This window comes from uncultured Streptococcus sp. (genome assembly GCF_963516575.1).
Taxonomy (GTDB): domain Bacteria; phylum Bacillota; class Bacilli; order Lactobacillales; family Streptococcaceae; genus Streptococcus.
Window position 1 is genome coordinate 1 of record NZ_CAUQCP010000062.1, and the last position, 7,613, is coordinate 7,613.

A 7,613-nucleotide genomic window follows, 5' to 3' on the forward strand; every position below is an offset into this window, starting at 1 on the left:
GCGACAAAGAAATCATGTTTCTTGCTTGGGTATTTATCGATAAAGACCTTGAGAACTTCAGTTCCCTCGAGTTTAAGGGCTGGTTTCTTAACATAGATGGGTTGACTAATTTTCTGATTTTTCGAACGAATGTAGCCAGCATACTTAGGCTTTTCCTGATCTAAAACGATTTGACCGACTACGGTTGTCAGACTGTGTTCTAAGATATCGATAATTTTAGCTTCGGCTGCTGTTCCCTTATTGCGGTCAGCGACTTTCTTGATGACGACCTCAACGGTATCACCATCAATAGCATAGTTGACATCGTTTTTTCCTACAAAAAGGTCGTCCTCTTCGCCTTCCAGACTAACAAAGCCAAATCCATTTTTATGAGCATGAAAAATCCCCTTAAGAGTAATCTCATGTTTTTTCTTAATTTCTAATGTCAGACTACCATCTTCTTCAAAGCGAATCTGGTGCTTTCTTTCCATTAGGGACAAGGTTTTAATCAACTCACGAAAATCTTTGGACCCATCTTTTCCCAAAGCCTGAGCCAAGTCATTGACCGTCACCTTTCCCTTGTCTTGCAAATATTCTTTTATTCTATCTTTCATATTTTCTTTCTAGATTTTTAATTTTCTTTTACTGTAAAACCTTCTCAAACATCCTTTAAAAATAAAAAGAGGCAAAGACCTAGTCCTGCCCATTATTTTCTTATCTACTTGATAATACCGTCAATGCTAAGGCAATGGCTAGCCAGAAAAAGACTAAAATCCCTGTCAAACGCTGCATTACAGCTTCGAAACCGCGTGCTTTACTGCGTTCAAACAAATCACCTGAGCTGGCATCAAATACATTGCTGGATTGGTTTTTAGTTGGTTGCATGAAAATCGCAATCACAATCACAACAGATAATACTAATAAAATGGTTAATAATAGGTTATACATATCAAACTCCTTAAAATCCCTATTATTTTACCATAAAATCTACTTAGATTCAAGATGTAGGGTTACTTTTCTTTCCTTGGGACAATACTTTAAAACCTCAATCTTGTCGGGATGGGTTTTGGAATTTTTACTGGTTAGGTAATTGATACTGCCACAAGAGGAGCATTTGAGATTAATTTTTACTCGCACTATATTTCCTTTACTTTTAATAATGTTCGAAATTGAAGAAGGTTAAAGAGACAACTAAAGGCAACACAAAGGCTTGTCGCATAGAAGACTGCATGGTAGCCAAATTGACCTGCTACTGCAGAACCTGCCATGGGACCAACGACACCTCCCAGATAAAAGAATACCTGATTGAAGGCAAAGACCCTCGAAATACCGGCTTTGGGCGTCATCTTGCTGAGAAGAGCATTAACTCCGGGAATCAAGGCACCGGTTCCCAAGCCAAAGAGTAAACGATAGAGTCCTAGTTGAAGGGGGCTAGAAGCATTGGCACAGAGGAGATAGATGATAACTGAATAAAACTGGGCTGCAACCAAGAGACGATGATTGCCCACCCTGTCACCTAGCTTTCCCATGACTCCTGCACTCATCATACTGGAAAAGCCCATACTGGATACAATCAAACCAGATACAAAAAGAAGATTCTCTGTCTGCCCTAAGTCGCGTACATAAAGAGCCAAAATAGGGCCGATTGATTGGGCTGAAAATTGAATGACAAAACTGGTCAGAAAGAGGTTGATCAAAAGATAGGGATATTTAACTGATGTAAATAATTCCTTTGTTGGGATGGCCTTTTCCTTGGCTACTGGTTGAAAATCTTCCTTGATAAAGCAAATAGTCAAAATAGCAGCTAAGAATAGAAAACTACCAACCAGTAAGAAAACAGTACGGATGCCAAATAATTCTGCGATAAAGCCCCCGATAAAGGGACCAGTTAGAGTACCTGCAACTACGCCTGTAGACAAAGTACCTAAGGCAGAGCCTGATTTCTCCTTGGGAACTTGACTGGCTATCAAAGCTGTGGCATTAGGAACAAAACCCGCAAATACACCGTTTAATAACCGAAGAAAGATTAACCAATAGATATTTGGCACAAAGGCCAAGCCTCCCATAGTGATAGTCATGGCCAGACCAGCACGAATCATCATGGGTTTTCGACCGTATTTATCAGCAAGAATACCCCAGATAGGAGAAAAGAGCGCCGCAGAAATGGCAGAGACAGAAATAGCTAAGCCTGCATAAAAAGCGACTTGCTCACTCCCTACACCTAGATTTTCCACAAAGATGGGCATAAAAGGCACAACTAAGGAAATACTGGCTCCTGTCAGAAAATTACCAAACCAGGCAATGCGCAGATTATCCTTCCAGTTAATCTCTGTCATCTTGCCTACCTCCCTCAAGCAGGGAGAACACCTGAGTAAGAAGCTGGTCCTGATTCCCATTGTTGTTTAAAACATGGCTGGCCAAATGTTTCTTTTTTTCTAAAGGCCACTGGGCTGCCAGACGAGACTCAGCTTCATCTTTGGACAAGTGGTCTCTTTTCATTAAACGTTCTACTTGGATATCTCGGTCCACATAGACCAACCAAGTCTCATCAAACCAAGCGCTGTAGGACTGCTCAAAAAGTAGGGGAATATCCATGAAGAAAATCTCTTCTGTCTGAGCCAATTGGTCTCTTAATGTAGCTAATTCCTCACGGATAATCTCTCCTTGGATTTGCTTAGACCATTCTCGTTCTTCAGGATTTGAAAAGATGAGACTAGCTAGGAGAGGTCGATTGAGTTCTCCATTTTCAAGGATGATTTCTTGCCCAAAATGCTGGACTAGAGCCTGAAACAGACGACCGCCAGGTTTCTGTAGTTGGTGGACGACTGCGTCAGCATCCACCACTTGAAAGCCTTGCTGTCTTAGAAAATTTGTCACAGTTGACTTACCAGAGGCAATTCCCCCAGTGATTCCAATGATTTTTCCCATCAATTCCTCCTTTGGCACTGAGGACAAAAATGGGTGCCTCGTCCACCTAGTTGGATTTTCTCAATGATGGTGCCACAACGTGAACATTCTTGACCAGCCTTGTCATAGACCTGATGAAAATCCTGCATGGTTCCATCTTCCCCAAAGGCATTGGTATAGGTCCGAATGGTAGACCCACCTTTTTCAACAGCCTGTCCCAATACAGCAATGGTCTGGTCATGAATAGCAGTCGCTTCTTCTGCTGTCAAAGTCTGGGAAGGTCTAGCTGGATGAACCTGAGCACGCCAGAGAACCTCATCCACATAGATATTGCCAAGTCCAGCTACCAAAGTCTGGTCTAGGAGATGTGATTTGATAGGTTTTTTAGACTTAGATAGAGCTACTTGAAAGACCTGTAAATCAAAGTCTTGTTCGCTTGGTTCAGGACCTAATTTTTTAGAAATAAAGTAGGCGTCTAAAAGGTCAGGAGCCAAGAGTTCCATAGTACCAAACTTGCGAACATCCTCATAAACAAGCGTGCCACCATCCGCAAACTGGAAGAAAACATGGGCATGCTTGCGTTCAGGAACCTGGTCTGGATAGTAAAAATACTTACCCTCCATGCGCAAATGGGAAATCAAGACCTTGTCTGTCAAGTAAAAAAGCAAGTATTTTCCACGCCGTCCCATTGAATCAACAACTTGACCAGGCACTTCCTTTTGAAATTGGTCCAAATCCGTTTTAATCATCTTGGGATAACGAATTTCTATACTCGAAATCCTCTTACCCAGAATCAATTTTTCTAAGCCACGGCGAACAGTTTCAACCTCTGGTAATTCAGGCATAAGTCCTCCTTCTGTAAAAACAAGAAGCAGGCATGAGCCCACCTCTACTTAGTATTCTTTTTCATTATAGCCAAAGTCAGCCAAATCTAGTTTTTTATCACGCCAGTTTTTCTTAACCTTGACCCAAGTTTCTAGGAAGACCTTGTCTCCTAGCATGAGCTCGATATCACGACGGGCCATGCTACCAATTTTCTTAAGCATAGCGCCACCTTTACCGATGATAATCCCTTTTTGACTATCGCGCTCGACCATGATGGTTGCACGGATATGAACCTTGTCTGTCTCTTCGTCTCGTTTCATAGAGTCAACAACCACAGCAACTGAGTGAGGAATTTCTTCGCGTGTTAGGTGCAAAACTTTCTCGCGAACCATTTCTGATACTAAGAAGCGCTCTGGATGGTCTGTGATTTGATCAGATGGGAAATACTGGAATCCTTCGTCCAAATTTTCACTCAAAATATCCACTAGACGAGAGACGTTATTTCCCTGAAGAGCTGAGATTGGAACAATTTCCTTGAAGTCCATTTGGTTACGGAAGTCATCAATCTGAGACAAGAGCTGGTCTGGATGAACCTTATCAATCTTGTTCACCACCAAAATCACAGGAACCTTGGCAGCCTTGAGACGCTCGATAATCATATCGTCCCCCTTACCACGCGCTTCATCAGCAGGCACCATGAAAAGAACGGTGTCCACTTCACGAAGGGTGCTGTAAGCAGACTCAACCATGAAATCTCCAAGGGCTGTTTTAGGCTTGTGAATCCCTGGCGTGTCGATAAAGACAATTTGTTCCTTATCAGTCGTGTAAATTCCCATGATTTTATTGCGCGTTGTTTGCGCCTTATCACTCATGATGGCAATCTTTTGCCCCATAACGTGATTTAAAAAGGTTGACTTCCCAACGTTGGGACGTCCTAAAATGGCTACAAAGCCTGATTTAAAAGTCATAATTTCCTCTTACTGTTTAAAATAACAAATCCCAGATTCGTGGGAGAAAAATCAATGCGCCTGTTAAGGCTGCGAAAAGAGAGACCACTAATACCGCGCCAGCCGCCATATCCTTGGCATTTTTAGCCAGCATGGAAAAGTGATAGTGACTGGCTAAATCCACCACATTTTCAATAGCAGAATTGATAATTTCAAAAGCTACTACCAAGAAAATGCTCAATAGGAGAAAGAGCCATTCGATTCGTGACACCTGAAAAACAAAACCTGCAAGGATGACTACTAGAGCCGTCACTGCATGTTTTCGCATATTGCGTTCTTCCTTGATAGCAGTAAAAATCCCTGTGAGAGCAAATTCTAAACTGGATATCAGGTCACGATTTTTCCATTTTCGTTTATTGTCTTGTGAGTCCATAGGCTGTCAAAATTTCTTCTTGTAAACCGAACATCTCCGCTTCTTCTTCTGGAGTGTAGTGATCATAGCCGTTGATATGTAAAAAGCCGTGTACTGCCAAGAAACCCATCTCACGCTCAAAGCTATGGCCATATTCCTCGGCCTGCTCATGTGCCTTATCAATAGAGATGAACAGTTCCCCAATATAGGCATCAAACTCAGACATCATCTCTGCCAATTCTGGATTTTCAAGCAAATCCTCTTCGTCAAAGGAAATTTCCAACTCTGGTTTATATTCAAGGCTGATAACATCTGTCGGACGGTCCGTGTCACGGTACTCCAGATTGAGTTCATGACTACGCTCATTGGTCACAAAAGTGACTGCCATCTCCTTGTCTTCTTTTCCTAATTTTTGGGCTGCAAATTCCAAAATTTCTTGGGTTTGTTGCAACATTTCTTTTGAAACTTGACCAGTTTCATCTACCATTTCAATATACATGTGCTTCTCGTTTCTCTTTACTTGGCTTTATTATACCACATTTCCATGATTTTATTCTACCTTTTTGATATAATACTATGGAATACAATCACAAGGAGAGAACGATGTCATTTGACGGATTTTTTTTACACCACATGGTTGAGGAATTGCGAAGAGAGTTAGTGAATGGTCGCATTCAGAAAATCAATCAACCTTTTGAACAAGAGTTGGTCTTGCAAATCCGTAGCAATCGCCAAAGCCATCGCCTGCTTCTTTCTGCCCATCCTGTTTTTGGACGCATTCAGCTGACCCAAACGACTTTTGAAAATCCAGCCCAACCTTCTACCTTTATCATGGTTTTAAGAAAGTATTTGCAGGGAGCCTTGATTGAGTCAATTGAGCAAGTGGAAAATGACCGTATTGTGGAAATGACAGTTTCCAATAAAAACGAGATTGGAGACCATATTCAGGCTACATTGATTATCGAAATCATGGGGAAACACAGTAATATTCTACTGGTTGATAAAAGCAGCTATAAAATCCTCGAAGTCATTAAACACGTCGGTTTTTCACAAAATAGCTACCGTACCTTGCTGCCTGGGTCGACCTATATCGCTCCGCCAAGTACGGAATCGCTCAACCCTTTCACAATCAAGGATGAAAAACTCTTTGAAATCCTGCAAACTCAGGAAACAACAGCTAAAAACCTTCAAAGCCTCTTTCAAGGTCTGGGACGCGATACGGCAAATGAATTGGAAAACATTCTGGTTAGTGATAAATTATCTACTTTCCGAAATTTTTTCAATCAAGAAACCAAGCCATGTTTGACTGAGACTTCCTTCAGTCCAATTCCTTTTGCAAATCAGGTGGGAGAGCCTTTTGCCAGTCTTTCTGATTTGTTGGACACCTACTATAAGGATAAGGCTGAGCGAGACCGTGTCAAACAGCAAGCCAGTGAACTCATTCGTCGTGTTGAAAATGAACTTCAAAAAAATCGCCATAAACTCAAAAAACAGGAAAAAGAATTACTAGCAACAGACAATGCTGAAGAATTTCGCCAAAAAGGAGAATTGCTGACAACCTTCCTCCATCAAGTGCCTAACGACCAAGACCAGGTTATCCTAGACAACTACTACACCAACCAACCTATCACCATTGCGCTTGATAAGTCTCTGACTCCCAACCAGAATGCCCAACGCTATTTTAAACGGTATCAGAAACTCAAAGAAGCTGTCAAATACTTGACTGATTTGATTGAAGAAACCAAGGCAACCATTCTCTATTTGGAAAGTGTGGAAACTGTTCTCAACCAAGCTGGATTGGAAGAAATCGCTGAAATCCGTGAAGAATTGATTCAAACTGGTTTTATCCGCAGAAGACAACGGGAGAAAATCCAGAAGCGCAAAAAGCCAGAACAATATCTAGCAAGCGATGGCAAGACCATCATCTATGTCGGACGCAATAACCTGCAAAATGAGGAATTGACCTTTAAAATGGCCCGCAAGGAGGAACTTTGGTTCCATGCCAAGGACATTCCTGGAAGCCATGTTGTCATCTCAGGCAATCTTGACCCATCTGATGAAGTCAAGACAGACGCGGCAGAACTAGCCGCCTACTTCTCTCAAGGTCGCCTGTCAAATCTGGTCCAGGTAGATATGATTGAAGTCAAGAAACTCAACAAACCAACTGGTGGCAAACCCGGCTTTGTCACTTACACAGGACAAAAGACCCTCCGCGTCACACCAGACCCAGAAAAAATCGCATCCATGAAAAAATCCTGATTCGACTTGAAATCAGGATTTTTAGCTTATACTCTTCGAAAATCTCTTCAAACCGTGTCAATGTCGCCTTGCCGTATATATGTGACTGACTTCGTCAGTCTTATCTACAACCTCAAAACAGTGTTTTGAGCAACCTGCGGCTAGTTTCCTAGTTTGCTCTTTGATTTTCATTGAGTATTATACTCAAATCATATCCAAGTATTAGGACTAATCTTTGCCACCTAGTTTTTCATTGATTTTCATCATCACACTAGCAATTTTTTCGCCCCAATAAGGGTCTGAGG

9 protein-coding genes and 1 pseudogene are annotated in these 7,613 nt (G+C 41.7%); 1 reads left to right on the plus strand and 9 read right to left on the minus strand.

The window, feature by feature from the left end; genetic code table 11:
• The 9 genes and pseudogenes from RWM06_RS08950 to ybeY form a co-directional block, all read right to left on the minus strand.
• Nucleotides 1–593, minus strand: a pseudogene (locus tag RWM06_RS08950) (ribonuclease R); the annotation flags it as partial.
• Nucleotides 594–693: 100 nt separating this feature from the next.
• Nucleotides 694–927 carry a preprotein translocase subunit SecG gene (gene secG, locus RWM06_RS08955; RefSeq protein WP_000282517.1) on the minus strand — a complete coding sequence of 78 codons (234 nt, stop codon included), beginning with the start codon at nucleotides 925–927 and terminating at the stop codon, nucleotides 694–696.
• A gap of 39 nt (nucleotides 928–966) precedes the next feature.
• Nucleotides 967–1,116 (minus strand): 50S ribosomal protein L33, encoded by a 150-nt coding sequence (gene rpmG / locus RWM06_RS08960; protein ID WP_001809104.1) that lies wholly within the window; start codon nucleotides 1,114–1,116, stop codon nucleotides 967–969.
• The gene (locus RWM06_RS08965; protein ID WP_313970868.1) at nucleotides 1,116–2,315 is read right to left on the minus strand and encodes a multidrug efflux MFS transporter; all 1,200 of its coding nucleotides are present in this window, start codon (nucleotides 2,313–2,315) and stop codon (nucleotides 1,116–1,118) included. The genes rpmG and RWM06_RS08965 overlap by 1 nt, the downstream gene beginning before the upstream one ends.
• Nucleotides 2,302–2,907, minus strand: coding sequence for a dephospho-CoA kinase (coaE, locus tag RWM06_RS08970; RefSeq protein ID WP_313970869.1), 606 nt, complete (start codon nucleotides 2,905–2,907; stop codon nucleotides 2,302–2,304). Before coaE ends, RWM06_RS08965 begins: the two co-directional genes overlap by 14 nt.
• Nucleotides 2,907–3,731 carry a DNA-formamidopyrimidine glycosylase gene (gene mutM, locus RWM06_RS08975; protein WP_313970870.1) on the minus strand — a complete coding sequence of 275 codons (825 nt, stop codon included), beginning with the start codon at nucleotides 3,729–3,731 and terminating at the stop codon, nucleotides 2,907–2,909. The genes coaE and mutM overlap by 1 nt, the downstream gene beginning before the upstream one ends.
• A 48-nt stretch (nucleotides 3,732–3,779) precedes the next feature.
• Complete coding sequence (gene era, locus RWM06_RS08980) at nucleotides 3,780–4,679, minus strand: GTPase Era (protein WP_000143264.1); 900 nt, start codon at nucleotides 4,677–4,679, stop codon at nucleotides 3,780–3,782.
• A 16-nt stretch (nucleotides 4,680–4,695) separates the two neighbouring features.
• The gene (locus tag RWM06_RS08985; protein ID WP_000378166.1) at nucleotides 4,696–5,091 is read right to left on the minus strand and encodes a diacylglycerol kinase family protein; all 396 of its coding nucleotides are present in this window, start codon (nucleotides 5,089–5,091) and stop codon (nucleotides 4,696–4,698) included.
• Nucleotides 5,072–5,569 carry an rRNA maturation RNase YbeY gene (gene ybeY, locus RWM06_RS08990; RefSeq protein WP_000275159.1) on the minus strand — a complete coding sequence of 166 codons (498 nt, stop codon included), beginning with the start codon at nucleotides 5,567–5,569 and terminating at the stop codon, nucleotides 5,072–5,074. Before ybeY ends, RWM06_RS08985 begins: the two co-directional genes overlap by 20 nt.
• A gap of 104 nt (nucleotides 5,570–5,673) precedes the next feature.
• Between ybeY and pavA the strand changes: the two genes are divergently transcribed.
• Nucleotides 5,674–7,329, plus strand: coding sequence for an Rqc2 family fibronectin-binding protein PavA (gene pavA / locus RWM06_RS08995; RefSeq protein WP_313970871.1), 1,656 nt, complete (start codon nucleotides 5,674–5,676; stop codon nucleotides 7,327–7,329).
• The last annotated feature ends 284 nt before the right edge of the window (nucleotides 7,330–7,613 follow it).